This window comes from Geodermatophilus ruber (assembly GCF_900114385.1).
Taxonomy (GTDB): domain Bacteria; phylum Actinomycetota; class Actinomycetes; order Mycobacteriales; family Geodermatophilaceae; genus Geodermatophilus; species Geodermatophilus ruber.
On the sequence record NZ_FOSW01000003.1, the window covers coordinates 461,855 to 480,115 of the forward strand.

Below are 18,261 nucleotides of genomic sequence, written 5' to 3' on the forward strand. Positions count from 1 at the left end.
CAGCCGGGCGATCTCGCCGTCGACATGGGCCGCGCGTGGGAATGCATCAGCCGTCCGGCTCCGCCTCCTGGCGGTAGCCGGCGAGGTACACGGCTGCCTCGCGCAGCGCCTTCGTGGGCGCACCGCCGGGGGTCGTGACCACCCCACCGGGCTTGCTCCGCTCGACCACCCCACCGGGAGCTGCCCCGTTGCCGGCCGGCGCCGCACCGACGGTGCCGTTCACCACGGTCGCGGCCGAGCGCGCCCGTACCGGAGCCGGGGATCGCTGGTGGACGTCACTGGGCGGCCGGGGCGGGTCGGCCGGGATGAGTCGGCAGGGGGCTCTAGCGTTCCGGAGCGTGACCGATGGGTTCGACGCGGGGAGCGCGCCCGGCGCCCGCGCGGAGCTGACGGGCTCCGAGCTGTGGGACCGCACCCAGCGGGCCGGGCAGCAGGTGACTGCGGCGTACGAGCGGATGATCGCCGCCCCGTCGGAGCGGGCGCGGATCGCCGTGGCGCCGGAGTTCCTGCGACGGGTCCGCCAACTGCTGACGCTGCGGCTCGTAGCGGTGGCCGGGGACCGGCGGCGCGCCTTTCCGCCGACGGTGCCGCCGTCCGGCAGCGACGGCGTCGCCGCGCTGTGGGCGGAGGTGTTCTGGGCGGCGCGGGCACGGTCTCCGGACGACGACTCCGGTGTGCTGGAGGCGACCGACGCGTCGATCCGGGGACTGCTGGCCCTGCAGCCGTCGAACCTGACCGATCCGAGCACGGTGCAGGCCTGGTGGGAGCGGCTGGCGCTGGTGGAGGAGACCTTCGGCGGACTGGAGATGGAGGCCCAGGTGACGGTGGAGGGGCTGCAGGCCGCCGTCGAGTACGAGCAGCAGACGCGCCGGGAGACGTACTGACCGGTCCCCGCCCCGGGCGTGCCCCGGTGGGCGAGCAGGAGGGCCGTCGACCGGTCCGATGGGGTCGTGACGGACGTTCCCTGTCATGCCACAACGCGTGAGGGAGCGGGCGCCCCCGGCTCGGCCTCGGCCAGGATCCAGCTCGTGCGCCCGTGGAGCGGCGGGGTCTTGGTGCCGTCGGTGAACCACACGACGACTCCCCCGTGGGCCCGGCAGCGTGAGCGCACGACCCGGACCTGGCTGCCCTGTCTGGTCCTGGTCGGCCGGACCAGGGGCAGACCGAAGTCCGTGCCGACGACGTCGCTGGTCAGGACCAGCTTCCCGGCGGCAAGGTTGATCGTCGAGACGGTCGTCATGGGTGCCTCCCGACAGGGGCCGATCGGACGACCGGCCCCGGGATTCGTCCCCCGCAGGGGCGGTCGCCGCGGTCATGGGTTCAGTCGTGCCCGGTGCCGTTCCGCGTGACCCGGATCGTCTGCGGGCTGCGGATCCGCCGGGTGGGTACGACCTCACCGAGTTCGGCCAGCCGCTCCACCGCGGCCTCCTTGTCGACCTGCGTACGAAGGCCGCCACCCGACCACTCGCAGTGCAGGTCCTCCGCCGGACCGGACCGGCCGCGCAACCGCTCCCGTGCGTACTCCTTGTGGCGCCTGGCCTCGTTCTCGGCCGCCCGCCAGGCGTCGTAGTCGTGCACGGCCTCGACGTAGTCCTGATCGGTGACCGTCAGGCGGGACTGGCGGGAGACGTCGCCCTCGGTCTCCGGGTCGACGGGCGGGCCCCAGCACAGGTCCAGGAACGGGCACCAGTCGCACATGGTGTCCACGCCGGGCCCGAACCCGTCGCGGGGGACGGCGTCGACCCCCTCCTCCTCCACGGTGGCGTAGACGTCGGTGAGCCACAGGATGGCCTCGGCCGTCAGCGCCGGGTCGTGGTCGGCCTCGAAGACGACGTCCTCGCCCGAGTCGCGGGAGAGGTAGCGGAGGCGCAGTCCGTCGACCTCCTGCCCGGTGCCGGCCGGGAGCCGCCGGTCGCGGACCTGTCCGGTGCGCAGCAGCCAGGCGTAGACGGCGACCTGGAACCAGTGCTTGGCCGGCACCCCGCGGGTGAGCACCCGCTCGAAGCCGAACCGGGACGTGGTCTTGAGGTCCTCGACGACCGGGGTGTGCCACCAGTCGCAGCGGCCCCTGACCTGCTCGCCCTTCAGCCCGACCTCGGTCAGCCCGCCGTACTGGCGGCGCAGGGCGCGCAGCACCCCGCGGTGCAGCTCGGTGCCGAGGAACGCCTGCAGCCCCGTGCGGGTGTTGGTGGGCCGGCGCCGGGCGACCCGGTAGGCCGCCCGGCGTCGGCATTCGCCGAGCTCGGAGGCGCCGATCATCCGCTGGCGGGAACGGGCCCGGCGGCGGTCGAGGTCGCGGACCGCCGCAGCCAGGCTGGGCGCGGCCCGCCGCTCGGCGGCGCTGGGGCGAGCGGGCAGGACTGCGGTCACGCGACGATCTCCTGCTGCCCCGCCAGACCGGCCCGCTGGGTGGCGATCACCTCGCGGACGAGCGCGGTCAGCCGCTTGGTCGCCACGTGCTCGACCGGCCGGCCGAACCGCTCGGCGATCTGCTCGCCGGTCACACCGAGGGTCTCCAGGCTGGCGAGCACGCCTCGGCGGGCTGCGGTGAGCCGGCGTTCCCGCGGGTCGTCCGGGGTCGGCGAGGCCTCCAGCAGCGGGTTCGCCGGCGTGGGCGCCCCCTCGGTGGCCGGAGCAGCAGCCGCGGCGGCGGCCCGGGCGGCCTCGACCACCGCGGCGGGCGTCGTGGGAGCGGGCGGAGTGGCCGGGGCCTTGCGGCGACCGGCGGGGTGCGCCTCCAGGCCCGCCTCGAGGAATTCCTCGTGCCGGGCCCGGACCAGCTCCGCGACGGTGTACGAGCCGCCGGGGGTCGGGACGTCGACCTGCAGCAGCGCGCCGCGGTTGGCCTCGTCCCAGATCTCGCGCAGGTCGTCGTCGTTCTCGGCGTCCTGGATCCGGGCGGCCAGCTCGGCGACGTCCGGCTCGCTCCGCCGGCTCGCCCGGCCGGCGCGGGCCTCCTCCGCCCGCTCGTGCTCGAGCAGCCCGCCGCCGTGGAAGGGGACGAGATCCCGGACGTGCGCGGTGCCCGGGTCGCACTTCAGGGCGTCGAAGACCAGCCACTCCAGCAGCCGGCCGTTGGCCGCCCGGTCGGTGACCTCCTTGGCCGGGTCGTCGTTCGGCTTGATGCCCACGTGCACGCTGCGTGCGCCGACGATCAGCGGTCGGCGCCCGCGGCGCAGTCGCACCCACACCGTCGCCGCGTAGGGGAACTCCCGGTGGGTCTGCACCGACCAGGTCTTCTGCCCCTCGATCGGGCGACCGTTGGCGTCGACCTCGGTCACCTCCTTGCCGCGCGCGGTGACGACGACGATGCCGGGGAAGGTGAGCAGCTCGGTCTGCAGCTTGCGCCAGCGGGCGCCGGCGTCGTTCCACAGGTTCTGGCTGATGACGATCTCGGCGTTGGGGTCGCGCTTGAGCAGTTCGCGGTTGCGGGCCGACGTCGCCGCCCGCGCGCTGGCCCAGTCCTTCAGCCCGTCCCAGATCGCCGAGCCGGTGTCGATGCCGAGCACCACCGGCGGCTCGCCGGCGTCGGCCGCGCGGCGCGCCTCGGCCTTGACCGCCTGGACGGCGCCCAGCACCTGGGCGTAGGAGCCGTCATGCTCGATCAGCTGGTAGTTCGCGCCGGGGATGGCGCCGTACTCGTCGCCGGCGCCCTCGTTGAGGTCGATCCAGTACAGGGCGCCGATCCGGTCGCTGGTGCTGAACTGGGCCAGTGCCCAGCTCTTGCCCGCCTTCTCCTCGCCCTCGAGGAGGATGCACGGCCACGGGACGCGACCGGTGGGCTTGCGGGTCTTGAGGCCAGCCATGGCCATGATGTGCTCCTTGCCGACATGGGGAAGATGTCGACCCGAAAGCTACGACCGGGCTCTGACAGAAACGGGCGTCCGGCACAAGCACATCCGCCAGCCGTCGTGAAACTGCAGGTCAGGCAGCCGACTCGGCGCGTCGACGTTCGCTCTCGGCGGAACCGGCCGAGCACCACGGCCGGCTGCGGAGGCGGTGGGCGAGGGAGGTGTGCCGGCGTCCGGAGCCGGTGGCGCGCACGGCCTGGGTGAGAGCCCTCGACGAGCCGACGAGGACGACGAGCTGCTTGGCGCGGGTCACGGCGGTGTAGAGCAGGTTGCGCTGCAGCATCATCCAGGCGCTGGTGGTGAGCGGGATGACGACGCAGGGGTACTCGCTGCCCTGGGAGCGGTGGACCGTGACGGCGTAGGCGTGCACCAGCTCGTCGAGCTCAGCGAAGTCGTAGTCGATGGTCTCGTCCTCGTCGGTGACGACGGTGAGGCTCTGCTCGACACCGTCGATGGCGGTGACGACGCCCTGCGTGCCGTTGAAGACCCCGTTCGCGCCCTTGTCGTAGTCGTTGCGGATCTGGCTGACCTTGTCCCCGACGCGGAACACCCGCCCGCCGAATCGCTTCTCGGCGCGGTCGGACCGGGCCGGGGTGAGCGCCTCCTGCAGCAGCTCGTTCAGCGCGGCGGCGCCGGCCGGCCCGCGGTGCACCGGGGTCAGCACCTGCACGTCGCGGCGGGGGTCGAGGCCGAAGCGGGCCGGGATCCGGCGCACCACCACGTCGACGGTGAGCCGGGCGGCCTCCTCGGCATCGTCGGTGCTGAACAGGAAGAAGTCGTCGAGACCGCGGACCTGGGGCGGGCTCCCGGCGTTGATCCGGTGGGCGTTGGTCACCACCCCCGACCGGCTGGCCTGCCGGAAGACCTGCGCCAGGCGCACGTGCGGGATGGGGCTGCCCTCGGCGAGGAGGTCGCGCAGCACCTCCCCCGCGCCGACCGAGGGCAGCTGGTCGACGTCACCGACCAGCAGCAGGTGCGCCCCCGGCGGGACGGCCCGCACCAGCTTGTTGGCCAGCAGCAGGTCCAGCATCGAGGACTCGTCGACCACGACCAGGTCGGCCGGCAACGGCCGCTCCGTGTCGAACGCGGCGTCGCCACCGGGCCGCAGCTCCAGCAGCCGGTGCACGGTCACCGCCTCGACGCCGGTCAGCTCGGTCAGCCGCTTCGCCGCCCGGCCGGTGGGGGCCGCCAGCACGACCCGCGCGCCCTTGGCCGCCGCGAGCGTGACGATCGAGCGCACCGTGAAGCTCTTGCCGCAGCCGGGACCACCGGTGAGGACGGCGACCTTCTCGGTCAGCGCCAGGCGCACCGCCTCCTGCTGGCCGGGCGCCAGCTCCACGCCGGTGCGCCGATGCAGCCAGGCCAGCGCGGCGTCCCAGTCCACACGGGCGAAGGCCGGCATCCGGTCGACGTCGGCGGTCGCCAGCCTCCTCAGCCCCGCGGCCAGGGAGACCTCCGCCCGGTGGAAGGGGACGAGGTAGTACCCCACCGTCGGGGGCTCCTCGTCCGCACCGGGAAGCTCCTCGCGGATCACGCCTTGCTCGGCGACGAGCAGGACCAGGCAGTGACCCACCAGACTCGCCGGGACCTGCAGGATCTCGACCGCCCGGGCGACCAGATCGGTCTCCGGGAGGAAGCAGTGCCCCTGCCCGGTCGCCTCGGAGAGCACGAACTGCAGCCCCGCCTCGACCCGCTCCGTGCTGTCGTGCGGGATCCCGACCGCGGCGGCGATCGCGTCGGCGGTCTTGAACCCGATGCCCCACACCTCGGCGGCCAGGCGGTAGGGCTCGGCGCGGACGACGCCGATCGAGGCGTCGCCGTACTGGCGGTAGATGCGCACGGCCAGCGAGGTCGACACGCCCACCCCCTGCAGGAAGACCATCACCTCCTTGATGGCCCTCTGCTCCTCCCAGGCCGCAGTGATCAGCCGGCTGCGTTTCGGGCCCAGATTCGGCACCTCGATCAACCGTCCCGGTTCTTCCTCGATCACCCGCAGCGCGTCTGTCCCGAAGTGGTCCACGATCCGCTCGGCCAGCCGCGGGCCGATCCCCTTGACCAACCCCGAGCCCAGGTAGCGGCGGATGCCCTGCACCGTGGCCGGCAGCACGGTGGTGTAGTCCTCGACCTGGAACTGCCTGCCGTACTGGGGGTGTGCTCCCCACCGTCCCCGCAGCCGCAGCGTCTCCCCCGGTTGCGCGCCCAGCAGCGACCCCACGACGGTGACCAGGTCACCGCCCCGCCCCGTCTCCACCCGGGCCACGGTGTAGCCGGTCTGGGCGTTGGCGAACGTGATCCGCTCCAGCGTCGCCTCCAGAACCGCCCCGGTCTGCCCCTCTCGCACCCGCCCTCCCTCGCTGACGCAGTCGGTCCGACGACCGATCATCACACCGTCCGGGGACACCCTGCGGCCCTCAGCTGTTGGCCCTGGGCAGGGACCGGACGGTCTCCTGCTCCGACCGGGCGACGAGCCCGGAACTGTCAGCAGGTCTCCCTAGCCTCCAGTTGCTCACCCGAGCGATGCACCGACAACACGGAGGACCGGATCATGGCCGGCGACACAGTCATCACCCTCATCGGCAACCTGACCAGCGACCCCGAGCTCCGCTGGACACCCTCGGGCGCGGCGGTCGCCAGCTTCACCATCGCGTCCACCCCGCGCACCCTGGACCGCCAGACCCAGGAATGGAAGGACGGCGAGGCGCTCTTCCTGCGCTGCAGCGTGTGGCGGGAGGCAGCGGAGAACGTCGCGGAGTCGCTGACCCGAGGCTCACGGGTGATGGCACAGGGCCGCCTCAAGCAGCGCTCCTTCGAGACGAAGGAGGGCGAGAAGCGCACCGTCATCGAGTTGGAGGTCGACGAGATCGGCCCATCGCTCCGCTACGCGACGGCGACTGTCTCCAAGGCCGCCCGTTCCGGACATGGTTCCGGCGGCGGGATCGGTGCTGGAGACGGCGGCGCTGGGACCGGGCGGGGCAGCTCCCCCGATCCCTGGGCGACGCCGGTCGGTGGCGCCAGCGAGGAGCCGCCCTTCTGAGCTCCACCACCGCGCACGCAGCACCCCCGTGAGAGAGGAGGGTCCGCCGACACGCTCACCGCCGTGTCGGCGGACCCGTCCGGCCGCACCCACCCCTCATCATCTCTGGGCGGCTGCCCAGAGCACGGCGAGCGTGGCGGCCGAGCCCACGGTCGCCGTGCCGTAGCAGAGCACCGCGACGGTCCGCTTCTTCTTGACCTGGAGCCCGTCGTACAGCGTGTACCGGAAGCGGTGCGCGCTGTGCACCAGCAGCAGCACGAACGCGCCCAGGAGGACCACGAGGGTCAGTGGGTGTCCGGCCACGGCGAGCAGGTGCTCATGGTCCGGCGGGGTGAGCCAGCCCAGCGGGAAAGCCAGCCCGAACAGGAGAACCAGGCTCGGAAGGAGCACCGCCGCCAGCACCCCGCCGGCGCTGAACATCAACCACACGAGCGGCTCGACCCGCCGCCTGGTCATCCGGTCACCAGCCAGAACACGAACCCGGAGACCAGCGCCAGGCCGACGAACTGCCCGACGATGATCTGCCCGGCGGGCACCCTCCGGCCCCCCACCCGTACCGCCATCGCCTGGGGCGTGAGGGTGAACCAGGTCACCGTGTGCAGCAGCACGAAGAGAAGCGCGACGACGTTCAGGACGGTCACCCACGGCGAGGAGGCCCAGTCGAGGAAGCGCTGGTAGGCCGCCTCGCCGCGGCCGACGGCGTAGACGAGGAGCAGCAGGTACACCACGAACCAGGCGATGAAGATGCTGCTCAGCTCGCGCATCACGAAGACGAAGTAGGACCGCTTCCTGATCCACCACCAGGTCGGGACAGGGCGGCGGTAGAGGCGCAGCTCGGTCATCGCCCGCCCCGCGGGAGCAGGAAGGCCTTCACCGTCGCCATCGCCGCCTTCAGCTTGTAGCGCTGGATGGCCGCCGCGGGATCCACGTGCTGGGGGCACACCCTCGTGCACTCGCCGACGAAGGTGCAGCCCCAGACGCCCTCGTGCTCGATGAGCACGTCGAGCCGCTCCCGCGTCCCTTGGTCGCGGGAGTCGAGGTCGTACCGCTCGGCGAGCGCGATGGCGGCGGGTCCGATGAACTCCGGGTCGAGCCCGTAGACGGGGCAGGCGGCGTAGCAGAGCATGCAGTTGATGCACATGCTGAACTGCTTGTAGGCGTCCAGCTCCTCGGGCGTCTGGAGGTACTCCACGTCGGGCTCCACCGTCCGGTGGTCGTCGTCCCGGATGATCCAGGGCTTGACCCGCGGGAGCTTCGCCATGAAGTCGGACAGGTCGACCACGAGGTCGCGCACCACGGGGAAGTTCGCGAGGGGCTCGACCGTGACCGGCCCCGGTTCGTAGTCGGTCAGGAACGTGCCGCAGGTCAGCTTGGGTTCGCCGTCGACGTCCATGCCGCAGCTGCCGCAGATGCCCATCCGGCACGACCAGCGGAACGACAGGGTGGGGTCGATCTCGTTCTTGACGTGGTTGAGGCCGTCGAGGACCGTCCACTCCTTCCGGAGGGGGACGTCGTACTCCTGCCAGTGCGGCTCGGCGTCGGTGTCGGGCCGGTATCGGGACACCTGGAGCCGGATGCTGTCCGCCATGGTCATCTCCCGTAGACCCGCTCGCCCGGGACCCAGCGGGTGATGGTCACCGGCATGTGCTCGATCCGCGACCTCCCGTCGGGGTTGCGGTGCACCAGCAGGTGGGTGAGGAAACGCTCGTCGTCGCGGGCGGGGAAGTCGGTGCGCTGGTGCGCCCCTCGGGACTCCTCCCGCTGCATCCCGGCCTGCAGGATGCACTCGCTGATGTCGAGCATGTTGGCCAGCTCCAAGGCGGCCAGGAGCTCGGTGTTGAACGAGCGGCTCGTGTCCGCGAGGTCGACGTCCCCGATGCGCTCCTGCAGCTCGGCGAGGGTGTCCGCGCCCTTGGCCATGGCGGGTCCCGTCCGGAAGATGCCGGCGGCCTCCTCCATCGTGGCCTGCATGTCCTCGCGCACGGCGGCGATGCTCTCGCCCCCCGGCCGCTTGCCGAGGAGGTCGCGCTCGAGGCGGCGCACCTCGTCGGTCGCCTGCGCCTCGACGACGGACGGCGTGCTGCCCGCGGCGGAGGCGTACTCCGCCGCCGCCCGCCCGGCCCGGGCGCCGAAGACCAGGCACTCGGGCAGCGAGTTGGAGCCGAGCCGGTTGGCTCCGTTGATGCTCACGCAGGCGGTTTCACCCGCGGCGTACAGGCCGCCCAGGGGGGTCGCGCCGTCGATGTCGGTGGAGACCCCGCCCATCATGTAGTGCACCACCGGGCGGACCGGGACCAGCTCGTGCACCGGGTCGATCCGCTCGTACTTGAGGCACAGCTCGCGCACGAAGGGCAGCTTCGCGTCGATGAGCGCCTCGCCGAGATGGCGCAGGTCGAGGTGGACGACGGGGCCGTAGGGCGAGTCCGCCGCGCGGCCCTTCTCGACCTCGTGCACGAACGCCTGCGACAGGCGGTCGCGGGGGCCGAGCTCCATGCTCCGGAGCTCGGGCGTCGGTGTCGGCGTGCCCAGGTCGTAGTCCTGCAGGTAGCGGTAGCCGTCCTTGTTCAGCAGCCAGCCGCCCTCGGCGCGGGCGGCCTCGGTGATGAGGATGCCGGTGAACGGCAGGCCGGTGGGGTGGTACTGCACGAACTCCATGTCCTCGAGCGGCGCGCCCGCGCGATAGGCCAGGGCCATGCCGTCGCCGGTGTTGATGTTGGCGTTCGTGGTGAACGGGAAGACCTTGCCGCAGCCGCCGGTGCACAGGATGACGGCCTTCGCGGTGATCGCCTGGATCCGCCCGCTCATCAGTCCGATCGCCACCGCGCCGTGCACCCGGCCGTCGTCGACCAGCAGCCGGGTCACGAACTCCTCGTCGTACCGCGTGACCTCGGCGTACCTCAACGACGTCTGGAACAGCGCGTGCAGCATGTGGAAGCCGGTCTTGTCCGCGGCGAACCAGGTGCGCTTCTTCTTCATCCCGCCGAACGCGCGGACCGCGATGCGGCCGTCCGGCTGCCGGCTCCACGGGCAGCCCCAGTGCTCGAGCTGCAGGAGCTCCCGGGGAGCTTCCCGGACGAAGGCCTCGATGGCGTTCTGGTCGCCGAGCCAGTCGCTGCCCGAGACCGTGTCGTAGCAGTGCTCGTCGAGGCTGTCGTCGTCGGCGATGACACCGGCCGCGCCGCCCTCGGCCGAGACCGTGTGGCTGCGCATCGGATAGACCTTGGACACCACGGCCACGTCGAGCCCGGGGTTGGTCTCGGCGATGGCGATGGCAGCGCGCAGGCCTGCGCCGCCTCCCCCCACGATCAGGACGTCGTGCGCGGCGCGGATGACGCTGTCACTCACCTCGCCACTCCTCGTCGGCCAGCACCCGTCCGCTGTGGTGGACGACCATGCGGTGGCAGCTGCCGTCGTGGAACTCTTCCCTGCTGCTCCGGCACCCGCAGGAGTACCGCAGGTCCTCGGTGACCAGACCCTGCTGGTCCTCGGTCAGGTACTGCTCGCCGCCGTGCCTGTTTCCGCACGGTGCGAGCCTTGGCTCGAAAGTGGCGGCGGCTGCACTCACGGCCCACCTCCCTTGGCACAGGGACAGTGACCTCCGACCTCGGGAACCAGCGTGCTCCGTACCCACCGGCTTGTGAAGAGCTCCCGCTCACGTGGGGTGGTCACCGGCGGCGGCCCCGCGGGGCGGGGGCGCGGGACGATGCGTCTCGTACATGCGCACAGCCGCGAGAACGCCCGAGGCGGCCGTGAGCGCGGCGACGACCCAGACGGCGGTGCGCATGCCGTAGAGGTCGGCCAGGACACCGGCCAGCAGCGCGCCGACGGCAAAGCCGCCGTCCCGCCACAGCCGGTAGATCCCCACGGATCGGGCGCGCCAGGCCGGATGGGCGACGTCGCCGATCGCGGCCAGCAGCGTGGGGTAGACCATCGCGGTGCCCGCACCGAGGGCCACGGCGGCCACCGCCCAGATCGGGAAGGTGTCGGCCATGGCGAACGTCGCCAGTGCCCCGGCCTGGAGCAGCATGCCGCCGACGATGAACGGCTTGCGGCCCCAGCGGTCCGACAGCGCGCCGGTGATCAGCTGGCCCAGGCCCCAGACGGCCGGGTAGAGCGCGGCCAGCACGCCGATGCGGCCGATCCCGAGTCCGGAGGAGGCGAACAGGACGGGGAACAGCCCCCAGGCGAGCCCGTCGTTCAGGTTGTTGACCAGCCCGGCCTGGCTGGCCGAGGACAGCGCCGGCTCCCGGAAGCTGGTCTGGACGAACACCTGCCCGTGCGTCAGGTGCTCGTGCAGGGGGTGGTTCCGGCCGCCGGCGGGGGCCGGGTGTGTCTGCGCCTCCAGGCGGGCGTGGTCGCGCGTCTCCCGGACGACGAGGGTCGACAGGCCCAGGCCGAGCGCGGCGTAGGCGATGCCGAGGAAGAAGGGCTCGGGTCGCAGTCCGTAGGCCGCGGCGAGGTAGCCGGTGGCCAGCGCCGTGGCGGCGACGGCGAGATACCCGGCAGCCTCGTTGAGCCCCATCGCCAGGCCGCGCCGTGCGGGGCCGACGAGGTCGATCTTCATGATCACGGTGGTCGACCAGGTCAGGCCCTGGCTGATGCCGAGCAGCACGTTGGCGGCGACGATCCAGCCCCAGGACGGCGCCCAGATCAGCAACAGCGGCACCGGCACCGCGACGATCCAGCCGGTGACCAGGACGGGCTTGCGCCCGTACCGGTCCGACCAGGCGCCGGCCAGGTAGTTGGTGAGCGCCTTGGCCAGTCCGAACGCGAGGATGTAGGTGAGGACGGCGGTGTACGCGGTCAGGTCGAACGTGCGCTCGGCCAGGAGCGGAAGCACGGTGCGTTCCTGGCCGAGCATCCCGCCGACGAGGGCGTTGACCGCGACCAGGAGCGTGAACTGGGCAGCGTTCTGCCGCAGCCCGAGACGGATCGGCCGCCCGGCCGCGGCCCTGAGGCCGGTGGCCCCCTCCCCCTCCGCCAGCGCGCTCGCGCCGGCGCTCATGCCCCGGACGCCAGGGGTCGTTCCGTGGCGCTCGACCAGTCCTGCGGTCCGCCGGTCAGGACGGCCAGCTGGGTCCTGCCCGCACGGGCCAGCAGGCTGGCCGCGCCCATCGCCCGCTCTCCGTGGCCGCACATGACGACCGTGGGGCGAGTCGGCAGCCCAGCCGCGCGGCCGGCGAGGGCGCCGAGCTCGACGTGCCGGGCCCCGGGCAGGTGGCCGGCCCGGAACTCGCTGTCCTGCCGGACGTCGAGGATCTCCGGGTTGCCGGTAGCGATGTCAGGCAGTTGCCCGGCGGTGACCAGCGGGATGCTGCGGGTCGCGACGCCCGCCCCGCGCCAGGCGCTCATGCCTCCGGAGAGTTCGCCGGCGAGCTGGTCGTAGCCCACCTTGCGGGCCTGCCAGGCGACCTCCGCGGGGTCCTGGTCCGGATTGCGCACGACCACCAGCGGGGTTCCGGGCGGCACCAGCCAGCCCAGCCACGTGGCGAACTGAGGGCGCAGCGGGATCGAGATGGCCCCGGGGATGTGCGCGGCCGAGAAGTCGGCCACCGGCCGGACGTCGACGATCACGGCACCGCTGTCCCGGAGTTGCTGCACGGCAGGCGTGGGCAGTGGGGCCAGCCGGCCTGCGGCCGCGACGTCGAGGACGGCCGGCCCGCGGCGGTTGAGCTCGCTCAGCCGGGAGAAGTAGGTCGGGTAGCTGCCCAGGGAGCCCAGCAGCGCCGCGACGAACGTGTCCTCGTCGGGTGCGGCGAGCAGCGGGTTCCCGGCCCTCTCCGCCCCGATGGTCGTCGTGCGCCGGCCCCCCGCGGGCGCCGAGCAGAACGAACCCGCGCCGTGCGTGGGCCATACGACGACGTCGTCGGGCAAGCTGGTCAGCCGCTGCAGGGACCGGTACTGCGCGCGCGTGAGCTCGTCGGTCCGTTCGGCACCGAGCAGGTCGGTCCGGGCGGCCGACCCGACGATCAGCGAACCGCCGCTGAAGACGCCCACCGGGACCTGCCCGTCCAGGAGCAGGTACGCCAGGTGCTCGTCGGTGTGCCCGGGCGTGCCGATCGCGCGCATCCGGAGTCCGCCCAGGTCGACCTCGTCCCCGTCGTCCAGGCCGACGTGTGGGAACTCCCGGTGCCCGCGGGCGGAGGCGATCACCTGGGCGTGGTCGTCGGCGGCCAGCTGGACGGCGCCGGTGAGAAAGTCGGCGTGCAGGTGGGTGTCCACCGCGTAGGCCACCCGCACCCCCCGCTCGGCGGCGGCGGCGCGCACCGGGCGGAGATCCCGGCTGGCGTCCACCACCAGCCCCCGGCCGTCGCCGAGGTCGACCAGGTAGGCGCTGTTGCCCAGCCCGCCGTCGACCAGCGACGTCACGTCGATGCGCACGGTCGCCTCCTCGAGGCCTCGTTCGATCCCGACTAGCCGACCGCCACCGGCAGGCCGGCTCGTCTCCATTCGGGGAATCCGTCCTCCAGCCGCCGCGCCCGAAAGCCGTGCCGGCGCAGTTCCCGTACGGCCTCGTCGGCGTAGACGCAGTACGGGCCGCGGCAGTACGCCACGATCTCGGTGTCCTGCGGCAGGGTGCCGAGGTGTCGCTGCACCTCGTGGGGCGGCACGGACCGCGCGCCAGGGATGTGCCCCGCGGCGTACTCGGCCGGCGGCCGGACGTCGAGGACGACCACCGCGCCCGCCGCGACGAGGCCGGCGAGTTCCCGCCGGTCCACGGTGCGCAGTTCGGTGCGGTCCCCCAGGTAGGCATCTGCCAGCCGGTCGATGCCGGCGACGTGGTCGACGGCGACATCGCGCAGCGCCGCCCACAGCCGGTCGACGCCCTCGCCGGCGAGCCGGTAGTGGATCCGTGTTCCTTCGCGCCGGGTGGTCACCAATCCCGCCCGGGCCAGGACCCGCAGGTGGTGGGAGGTGTTGGCCAGGCTCTGCCCGACCTCGCCGGCGAGCGCCTCGACAGACCGCTCCCCCTGCGCGAGCACGTCCACGATCTCGGCACGCCGCCCGTTGCCCAGTGCGCGCGCCGCTTCGGAGAACGCGTCGAACAACGAGTCCTTGGCGGCCCGATCGCCCATGAACGCGAGCGTCGCCCTCGGGTCGCCGCATTGTCAAGTATTCGTTTGATTACTTGATCCACCCGTGCGACACCTCCGCCGCAGGGCGCCCCCGAAGGCTCTTCCTCAGCACCGGACCCGGCGAGAGGATGTCGGGACCCACCGGGCGTTGCGCCGGGTCGGTCCCGCGCGGCCCACCGCATCGCCGGTTCCTGCGCCGCTGTGTACGAGGGGGACCGATGACGATCACCGACCCGACGTTCTACCGGAGTCCGGCCGAGGCAATCGCCGCACCACGCGAGCAGCTCGCCTACGTGGTCACCTTCGACCGGGCCGGTGTGCTCCCCGACGCGCTGGCCGTCGTCGACGTCGACGAGAACTCCGCTGCGTACGGCACCGTGGTCGGCTGGGCCGACCTGCCCACCACCGGCAACGAGCTGCATCACTTCGGCTGGAACGCCTGCTCCAGCGCGCTCATGCACGAGGGGCACGACATGGGTGAGGACGGGCTGCAGCGCCGCTTCCTGTTGCTGCCAGGCCTGCGCAGCTCCCGCATCCACGTCTACGACACCCAGCCCGACCCGCGCTCCCCCCGGCTGCACAAGACCGTCGAGGCGAAGGAGCTGGCGGAGCGGGCCGGCTACTCCCGCCCGCACACGCTGCACTGCGGACCGGACGGCGTCTTCCTCACCTGCCTGGGCGGAGCCGACGGGAACGACGGGCCGGGTGGAATCGCGTTGCTCGACCACACCACGTTCGACGTCCTCCGGGCCTGGGAGACCGACCGGGGGCCGCAGTACCTGGCCTACGACGCCTGGTGGCACCTCAACCAGAACACCCTGATCTCCAGCGAGTGGGGCACCCCCTCGATGATCGAGGACGGCCTGGTGCCCGAGCTGCTGCTCGGTCAGGAGTACGGACATCGCCTCCACTTCTGGGACCTCGCGGAAGGCCGGAACCTGCAGACGGTCGACCTCGGCCCCCAACACCAGATGACACTGGAACTGCGTCCCTCCCACGACCCCGAGGCCACGTGGGGGTACGTCGGCGTCGTGGTCTCCACGGCCGACCTGTCGGCCTCGGTGTGGCGGTGGCACCGCGAGGGGACCGAGTGGCAGGTCGACGAGATCATCACGATCCCCGCCGAGCCCGCCGACCCGGCGGACCTGCCGCCGGCGCTGCAGCCGTTCGGCGCCGTGCCGCCGCTGGTCACCGACATCGACCTGTCCGTCGACGACCAGATGCTGTACGTGTCCTGCTGGGGCACCGGTGAGCTGAAGCAGTTCGACGTGTCGGATCCCGCGAGCCCACACGAGGTCGGCTCTGCGCACCTGGGCGGGATCGTCCGGCGCGCGGCGCATCCGGCCGCGCCGTCGGAGCGGTTGGCCGGCGGCCCGCAGATGGTGGAGGTCAGCCGCGACGGCCGGCGGATCTACGTCACCAACTCCCTGTACGGGGCCTGGGACGACCAGTTCTACCCCGACGGCGTCGGGGCCTGGATGGCGAAGATCGACACCGACCCGGCGGCCGGCGGGCTGGACATCGACCAGCGCTTCTTCCCACACGGCGAGGACTTCCGCGGACGGCGTGCGCACCAGGTACGCCTGCAGGGAGGGGACGCCTCCTCGGACTCCTACTGCTACCGCTGAGCCCGCCGGCGCGGCGGCAGACCTGTGCAGGAGCAGCCCCCCTCCCGCCGACTCGGTGGCGGCCCGCACAGGGAGACGTGCGCGTAGCTCTCCGGAGCAGGCCGCGCCACCGGCGTCACAACCCGCACGGCGGCGGGGGGAGGCGCGCGGTGCCGCGCCGTTCCGCGATCACGCAACCGGGTGTGCTGTGCCACGGTGCCTTCTTCCTTCCTCCGCCTCCAGCAGCGGGGCGTGCAGTTCTCCCCCGAGGGAATCCCCATGACCCTGGATGACGACGCGATCACCGCCCTCCGCGCGACCTTTGGCGGGGAGGTGCTGGCGCCGGCCGATGCCGGGTTCGCCCGAGCGCGCGCCGAAGCGCTCTGGAACGGCGACATCAGCCACCAGCCGGCGCTCCTCACCAGGCCGACCTCGAACGAGGACGTCGCCGCGGCGATCGCCTTCGCCCGGGCCCAGGGCCTCGACCTGTCCGTGCGCGGCGGCGGCCACGGGTACGCGGGCAAGGCCGTCGTCGAGGACGGCGTCGTGATCGACCTGTCCCGCCTCGACCAGGTGCGGGTGGACCCGGACTCGCGCCGCGCCTCGGTCGGCGGCGGCGCTGCGTGGGCAGCCGTCGACGCGGCGACCACCGAGCACGGGCTCGCGGTCACCGGCGGCACCGTCAGCCACACCGGGGTGGCCGGGCTGACGCTGGGCGGCGGCCTGGGCTGGCTCATGTCCCGGCAGGGGCTCAGTTGCGACAACCTCGTCGCCGCCACCGTCGTGACCGCCGAGGGCCGGACGGTGCGCGTGTCCGAGCAGGAGCACCCGGAGCTCCTGTGGGGGCTGCGCGGTGCCGGCACCAACTTCGGGGTCGTCACCGAGCTGGTCTTCGCCCTGCAGGAGGTGAGTCCGCTCGCCAACCTGGGGCTCTTCTTCTGGCGCCCGGAGGACGCCGCCGGGCCGCTCTCGTTCGCCCGGGACTACCTGTTCGACCTGACGCCGGAGATGGGCGCGCTGATCGCGGGGGTGTCCGCGCCCCCCGAGCCGTTCGTGCCGGTCGAGCACCAGGGGATCCCCGGGATCGCGGTGATGGTGGTGAGTTGGGGCAGCGCGGAGGAGCACGCCGCGGCCGTCGAGCCGCTGCGCGCCCTGGGGGCGCTGTTCGAGCTGGTGACGCCGATCCCGTACGTGGCCCTGCAACAGATGCTCGACGCCGGCGCACCGTGGGGCATCCGGGCGTACGACAAGTCCCTCAACCTCGACGAACTGTCCGATGACGCGATCCGGGTCATCCTGCAGGCGGTGGCCCGCAAGCAGTCCCCGACCTCCCTGGTTCCCCTGTTCCCGCTGCGTGGGAAGGTCCGCGAGGTCGCCGACGACGCGACCGCCTTCGGTACCCCGCGGAGCCGGCGCTGGGCGGTCAGCCTGGAGGCGGTCGCGGAGGACGCGGAGACGTTCGCCGCCGAGCGGGAGTGGGCCCGCGAGGGGTGGACGGCGCTGCGGCCGTACGCGCCGGACGACGGCGCCTACGTCAACTTCGAGTACGACACGCACCCCGAGCGGGTGCGGGCCTCCTATGGGGAGGGGAAGTACCGCCGGCTGGCGGCGCTGAAGGCGGAGTGGGACCCGGACAACCTCTTCCACTCCAACGTCAACATCGCCCCGCAACCGGCCGCGATCGGTGTCCCGTCGCCGCGGGCCACCACGGACACCTCGGTCACGGACACCTCGGTCACCGAGCCCAGCGGCTGAGGGGCCGCCCCCGCAAGCAGCGCGGACGGCCGGGGTCGCTCTGCCCCGCTGGGAAACCCGCGCAGCAATGCCGACGCTCAGAAGGCGGGGATGACCGCGCCCTCGTAGGTGTCCTCGATGAACTGGCGGACCTCGTCGGAGCGGATGAGCTCCTCCAGCTGCTGGATCCGCTCGTCGTCCTCGTCACCGGTCCGCACGACGACCAGGTTCGCGTTCGGGTTGCCCTCGGCCTCCTCCAGCACCAGGGCGTCCTCGGCCGGGACCAGGTCGGCCTCGATGGCGTAGTTGCCGTTGATCACCGCGATGTCCACGTCGGCCAGCGACCGGGGCACCTGCGCGGCCTCCACCTCGGACACCTGCAGGTCCTTGGGGTTGTCCTCGATGTCCAGGGACGTCGGCGCCGCGTCCCCGGTGTCGGCCAGGGTGATCAGGTCGTTGGCCTCGAGCAGCCGCAGCGCACGCGCGGCGTTGGTCGGGTCGTTGGGGATCGCCACGGTGGCGCCGTCGGGGAGCGCGGCGAGGTCGGTCAGCGAGTTCGAGTAGATGCCCAGCGGCTCGATGTGCACCGGCTCGAGTGCGGTGAAGTCGTAGCCGGCGCTGGCCTCCTGCTCCTCCAGGTAGGGGACGGTCTGGAAGAAGTTGGCGTCCAGCGAGCCGTCGTCGAGGGCGACGTTGGGCTGCACGTAGTCGGTGAACTCGACGACCTCCAGGTCCAGCCCGGCGTCGGCAGCAAGGTTGTCGTCGATGTAGCGCAGGATCTCGGCGTGCGGGACCGGGGAGGCGCCCACCCGCAGCGGCTCGTCGGCCGCGGACAGCTCGGCCTCACCGCCGCCGCATGCGGTCAGGAGCGCGGTCGCTGCGGTTGCGGCCAGGAGCAGGGTGGAGCGGGAGCGCATGGACGTGGTTCTCCTTCGAGGTGGTGCGGTGGTCCCGGTGGC

18 protein-coding genes are annotated in these 18,261 nt (G+C 72.7%); 4 read left to right on the forward strand and 14 right to left on the reverse strand.

Annotated elements, in window-relative coordinates:
• Window positions 1–46 precede the first annotated feature (46 nt).
• Window positions 47–226 (reverse strand): hypothetical protein, encoded by a 180-nt coding sequence (locus tag BMZ50_RS07190; RefSeq protein WP_091322596.1) that lies wholly within the window; start codon window positions 224–226, stop codon window positions 47–49.
• 112 nt (window positions 227–338) lie between these two features.
• Between BMZ50_RS07190 and BMZ50_RS07195 the strand changes: the two genes are divergently transcribed.
• Complete coding sequence (locus BMZ50_RS07195) at window positions 339–884, forward strand: hypothetical protein (protein WP_091322597.1); 546 nt, start codon at window positions 339–341, stop codon at window positions 882–884.
• A gap of 83 nt (window positions 885–967) precedes the next feature.
• Here the strand turns inward: BMZ50_RS07195 and BMZ50_RS07200 are convergent, their stop codons facing one another.
• The 4 genes from BMZ50_RS07200 to recD2 form a co-directional block, all read right to left on the reverse strand.
• Window positions 968–1,240 (reverse strand): hypothetical protein, encoded by a 273-nt coding sequence (locus tag BMZ50_RS07200; RefSeq protein WP_091322598.1) that lies wholly within the window; start codon window positions 1,238–1,240, stop codon window positions 968–970.
• 80 nt (window positions 1,241–1,320) lie between these two features.
• Window positions 1,321–2,370: a PD-(D/E)XK nuclease family protein gene (locus tag BMZ50_RS07205; RefSeq protein ID WP_091322599.1), complete on the reverse strand. Its 1,050-nt coding sequence runs from the start codon at window positions 2,368–2,370 to the stop codon at window positions 1,321–1,323.
• Window positions 2,367–3,812: a DEAD/DEAH box helicase family protein gene (locus BMZ50_RS07210; protein WP_091322600.1), complete on the reverse strand. Its 1,446-nt coding sequence runs from the start codon at window positions 3,810–3,812 to the stop codon at window positions 2,367–2,369. Before BMZ50_RS07210 ends, BMZ50_RS07205 begins: the two co-directional genes overlap by 4 nt.
• Before the next feature lie 112 nt (window positions 3,813–3,924).
• Complete coding sequence (recD2, locus tag BMZ50_RS07215; protein WP_245753431.1) at window positions 3,925–6,192, reverse strand: SF1B family DNA helicase RecD2; 2,268 nt, start codon at window positions 6,190–6,192, stop codon at window positions 3,925–3,927.
• Window positions 6,193–6,396: 204 nt separating this feature from the next.
• Between recD2 and BMZ50_RS07220 the strand changes: the two genes are divergently transcribed.
• Window positions 6,397–6,885 carry a single-stranded DNA-binding protein gene (locus BMZ50_RS07220; RefSeq protein ID WP_091322602.1) on the forward strand — a complete coding sequence of 163 codons (489 nt, stop codon included), beginning with the start codon at window positions 6,397–6,399 and terminating at the stop codon, window positions 6,883–6,885.
• 99 nt (window positions 6,886–6,984) lie between these two features.
• Here the strand turns inward: BMZ50_RS07220 and frdD are convergent, their stop codons facing one another.
• The 8 genes from frdD to BMZ50_RS07260 all read right to left on the reverse strand — a co-directional run bounded on the left by frdD (window position 6,985) and on the right by BMZ50_RS07260 (window position 13,961).
• Entirely contained in the window at window positions 6,985–7,341 is a 357-nt protein-coding gene (frdD, locus tag BMZ50_RS07225; RefSeq protein WP_091322603.1) for a fumarate reductase subunit FrdD, read from the reverse strand.
• A complete protein-coding gene (locus BMZ50_RS07230) occupies window positions 7,338–7,727 on the reverse strand; it encodes a fumarate reductase subunit C (protein WP_091322604.1) in 390 nt (129 codons plus the stop codon). The genes frdD and BMZ50_RS07230 overlap by 4 nt, the downstream gene beginning before the upstream one ends.
• A complete protein-coding gene (locus tag BMZ50_RS07235; RefSeq protein WP_091322605.1) occupies window positions 7,724–8,473 on the reverse strand; it encodes a succinate dehydrogenase/fumarate reductase iron-sulfur subunit in 750 nt (249 codons plus the stop codon). The genes BMZ50_RS07230 and BMZ50_RS07235 overlap by 4 nt, the downstream gene beginning before the upstream one ends.
• A gap of 2 nt (window positions 8,474–8,475) precedes the next feature.
• The gene (gene frdA / locus BMZ50_RS07240; RefSeq protein WP_218146144.1) at window positions 8,476–10,230 is read right to left on the reverse strand and encodes a fumarate reductase (quinol) flavoprotein subunit; all 1,755 of its coding nucleotides are present in this window, start codon (window positions 10,228–10,230) and stop codon (window positions 8,476–8,478) included.
• Window positions 10,223–10,450: a hypothetical protein gene (locus BMZ50_RS07245; RefSeq protein ID WP_091322606.1), complete on the reverse strand. Its 228-nt coding sequence runs from the start codon at window positions 10,448–10,450 to the stop codon at window positions 10,223–10,225. The genes frdA and BMZ50_RS07245 overlap by 8 nt, the downstream gene beginning before the upstream one ends.
• Window positions 10,451–10,537: 87 nt before the next feature.
• Window positions 10,538–11,890 (reverse strand): MFS transporter, encoded by a 1,353-nt coding sequence (locus BMZ50_RS07250; protein ID WP_091322607.1) that lies wholly within the window; start codon window positions 11,888–11,890, stop codon window positions 10,538–10,540.
• Window positions 11,887–13,266: an MBL fold metallo-hydrolase gene (locus tag BMZ50_RS07255; protein WP_218146145.1), complete on the reverse strand. Its 1,380-nt coding sequence runs from the start codon at window positions 13,264–13,266 to the stop codon at window positions 11,887–11,889. Before BMZ50_RS07255 ends, BMZ50_RS07250 begins: the two co-directional genes overlap by 4 nt.
• A 32-nt stretch (window positions 13,267–13,298) precedes the next feature.
• A complete protein-coding gene (locus BMZ50_RS07260; RefSeq protein ID WP_091322609.1) occupies window positions 13,299–13,961 on the reverse strand; it encodes an ArsR/SmtB family transcription factor in 663 nt (220 codons plus the stop codon).
• A 218-nt stretch (window positions 13,962–14,179) separates the two neighbouring features.
• Here BMZ50_RS07260 and BMZ50_RS07265 point away from each other — a divergent pair, with 218 nt between their 5' ends.
• Window positions 14,180–15,589 carry a selenium-binding protein SBP56-related protein gene (locus BMZ50_RS07265; RefSeq protein ID WP_091322610.1) on the forward strand — a complete coding sequence of 470 codons (1,410 nt, stop codon included), beginning with the start codon at window positions 14,180–14,182 and terminating at the stop codon, window positions 15,587–15,589.
• Between the two features lie 258 nt (window positions 15,590–15,847).
• Complete coding sequence (locus tag BMZ50_RS07270; RefSeq protein WP_091322611.1) at window positions 15,848–17,323, forward strand: FAD-binding oxidoreductase; 1,476 nt, start codon at window positions 15,848–15,850, stop codon at window positions 17,321–17,323.
• Between the two features lie 77 nt (window positions 17,324–17,400).
• Here the strand turns inward: BMZ50_RS07270 and BMZ50_RS07275 are convergent, their stop codons facing one another.
• Window positions 17,401–18,219: a MetQ/NlpA family ABC transporter substrate-binding protein gene (locus BMZ50_RS07275; RefSeq protein ID WP_091322612.1), complete on the reverse strand. Its 819-nt coding sequence runs from the start codon at window positions 18,217–18,219 to the stop codon at window positions 17,401–17,403.
• Window positions 18,220–18,261 lie beyond the last annotated feature (42 nt).

Excerpts from the sequence above, each read along its gene's own strand:
- BMZ50_RS07200 (WP_091322598.1), bottom strand. The coding sequence starts at position 1,240 with ATGACGACCGTCTCGACGATCAACCTTGCCGCCGGGAAGCTGGTCCTG.
- BMZ50_RS07210 (WP_091322600.1), bottom strand. The coding sequence starts at position 3,812 with ATGGCCATGGCTGGCCTCAAGACCCGCAAGCCCACCGGTCGCGTCCCG.
- BMZ50_RS07220 (WP_091322602.1), top strand. The coding sequence starts at position 6,397 with ATGGCCGGCGACACAGTCATCACCCTCATCGGCAACCTGACCAGCGAC.
- frdD (WP_091322603.1), bottom strand. The coding sequence starts at position 7,341 with ATGACCAGGCGGCGGGTCGAGCCGCTCGTGTGGTTGATGTTCAGCGCC.
- BMZ50_RS07230 (WP_091322604.1), bottom strand. The coding sequence starts at position 7,727 with ATGACCGAGCTGCGCCTCTACCGCCGCCCTGTCCCGACCTGGTGGTGG.
- BMZ50_RS07235 (WP_091322605.1), bottom strand. The coding sequence starts at position 8,473 with ATGGCGGACAGCATCCGGCTCCAGGTGTCCCGATACCGGCCCGACACC.
- BMZ50_RS07250 (WP_091322607.1), bottom strand. The coding sequence starts at position 11,890 with ATGAGCGCCGGCGCGAGCGCGCTGGCGGAGGGGGAGGGGGCCACCGGC.
- BMZ50_RS07260 (WP_091322609.1), bottom strand. The coding sequence starts at position 13,961 with ATGGGCGATCGGGCCGCCAAGGACTCGTTGTTCGACGCGTTCTCCGAA.
- BMZ50_RS07265 (WP_091322610.1), top strand. The coding sequence starts at position 14,180 with ATGACGATCACCGACCCGACGTTCTACCGGAGTCCGGCCGAGGCAATC.
- BMZ50_RS07270 (WP_091322611.1), top strand. The coding sequence starts at position 15,848 with ATGACCCTGGATGACGACGCGATCACCGCCCTCCGCGCGACCTTTGGC.
- BMZ50_RS07275 (WP_091322612.1), bottom strand. The coding sequence starts at position 18,219 with ATGCGCTCCCGCTCCACCCTGCTCCTGGCCGCAACCGCAGCGACCGCG.